3 protein-coding genes and 1 pseudogene are annotated in these 1608 nt (G+C 31.3%); all 4 read left to right on the top strand.

What is annotated here, in order from left to right:
* Position 1: 1 nt before the first annotated feature.
* Positions 2-229: a F0F1 ATP synthase subunit C gene (locus OZD62_RS00240; protein ID WP_006014985.1), complete on the top strand. Its 228-nt coding sequence runs from the start codon at positions 2-4 to the stop codon at positions 227-229.
* A 3-nt stretch (positions 230-232) separates the two neighbouring features.
* Positions 233-712 carry a F0F1 ATP synthase subunit B family protein gene (locus tag OZD62_RS00245; RefSeq protein WP_275019177.1) on the top strand — a complete coding sequence of 160 codons (480 nt, stop codon included), beginning with the start codon at positions 233-235 and terminating at the stop codon, positions 710-712.
* An 8-nt stretch (positions 713-720) separates the two neighbouring features.
* Positions 721-1197, top strand: coding sequence for a F0F1 ATP synthase subunit B family protein (locus OZD62_RS00250; protein ID WP_070356812.1), 477 nt, complete (start codon positions 721-723; stop codon positions 1195-1197).
* A 5-nt stretch (positions 1198-1202) separates the two neighbouring features.
* Positions 1203-1608 (top strand): annotated as a pseudogene (locus tag OZD62_RS00255) (glycosyltransferase family 2 protein); the annotation flags it as partial.

A 1608-nucleotide genomic window follows, 5' to 3' on the forward strand; every position in this document is an offset into this window, starting at 1 on the left:
TATGGATTTAGTAGCTTTAAAATTTATAGCAATTGGTTTAGCTGTGTTTGGAATGCTCGGCGCTGGTTTAGGTATAGCTAATATCTTCTCTGCTATGTTAAATGGGATTGCGAGAAACCCTGAATCAGAAGGTAAAATGAAAAGTTATGTTTATATTGGTGCTGCCATGGTTGAAATCATGGGATTGCTTGCGTTTGTACTTGCAATGTTATTAATATTTGCTGCTTAACAGATGCCACAGCTTGATGTTTCAACCTTCTTTTCTCAAGTTTTTTGGTTTTTAATTTTTTTCTCTTCACTTTTTTTCGTAGTAAGTTGTTTATTTTTGCCAAAGTTAGATGAAATAATAAGCACTAGAAGTAAAGAAGTATTGGGTTCTTTTAATAGTTCTGTTCATCTTTTAAGACTTACGGAAGATCAGATTACCAAGTATAACGCAGCTTTAACCCAAGCTAGAATACAGGCAAAAAAAATCATAGATGATGCACTTGCTCAGGTAGAAGAAATGAGAGCTAATGTTAAGAATATATTAGAAGAGGAAGATAAAAAAAAGAGCAAGCTTATTGAAAAAAAAGTGGCAGAATTTAAATCTGAATATACTGATCAGTTAAAACAAATGGCTACTAGTATTGCTTTAATTTATTATACTAAATTGACTCATTCTGAAATTGAAGAGGAATTTATTGCTGACTTGGTGTCCAAAGAATTTTAGGGGTTTTTATGTCTACATCACTGATTATCGGTCTTGCCTTCTTGGTAAGTTTTGTCCTTTCGTATAAATTGCTAAAGAAAGTGATAAAAAATGCGCTTAACAATAAGCGTAACAAAAGCAAATTTTCAAGTGAAGAAACTGAAAAATTCAGGAAAGATATGTTGGAGTATTACAAAAAATCTTCTAAAAAATACAAAGAATTAGATGCAGAAGTTAATAAAATGATGAATGAAGCACTTGATAAAGCTAATAGTATCATTAAGCACAATAGACAGCAGCTAGATCAGACATTAGATGATAATGCCCATTCTAACTTGAAGAAAGTCACTGACCAAGTTGAAAAAGCTCTTGGAGATTTACAGGCTAACACAGCGAGTATAGCTGCTGATGCTGTAAAAAAAATAATGCATGAACGTAAAGATGATAAGCGTAGTAGCGAGGTCATATCTTCATTTTCACGTGACTTAAATAAAAAATTGCATTAGGTTTAATGCCTATACTTCAAGCTGATAATGTAGAAAAAATTAAGTTTGATTCTAGTTTGTGCAAAGAGCAAGAGAAACTTTTTTACTATAAATTTAATATAATTCCTTGGCAAAAATTAAATGATACTACTTTTTTTATGGTTGAAGACACAAGCCGAGATATCAACCGTTGGGTCGAAGCTCATTACGGCATTGACTATGTATTAATAAAAGTGGATAGCGAACAGATTTTAAATCTTCTTAACTCGCACTTTGGTATTTCAGAATTTGCAAGCAACTACTTATATTACAAGAATCCTAATTTTTCAGCTAAAAGCATTAAACTAAGCTCAATATTTTTTGCTTCTTTCTTTATTGTAACTTCAATTTTAACACTAACAGAGAAATATACATATTTTGCTTTGATGTTGA

The sequence above is a fragment of the Wolbachia endosymbiont of Drosophila seguyi genome (assembly GCF_028981765.1).
Lineage (GTDB): Bacteria > Pseudomonadota > Alphaproteobacteria > Rickettsiales > Anaplasmataceae > Wolbachia > Wolbachia pipientis.

Bases quoted from the DNA above. Each gene is read 5' to 3' on its own strand.
- OZD62_RS00250 (WP_070356812.1), top strand. From the start codon at position 721: ATGTCTACATCACTGATTATCGGTCTTGCCTTCTTGGTAAGTTTTGTC.
- OZD62_RS00240 (WP_006014985.1), top strand. From the start codon at position 2: ATGGATTTAGTAGCTTTAAAATTTATAGCAATTGGTTTAGCTGTGTTT.
- OZD62_RS00245 (WP_275019177.1), top strand. From the start codon at position 233: ATGCCACAGCTTGATGTTTCAACCTTCTTTTCTCAAGTTTTTTGGTTT.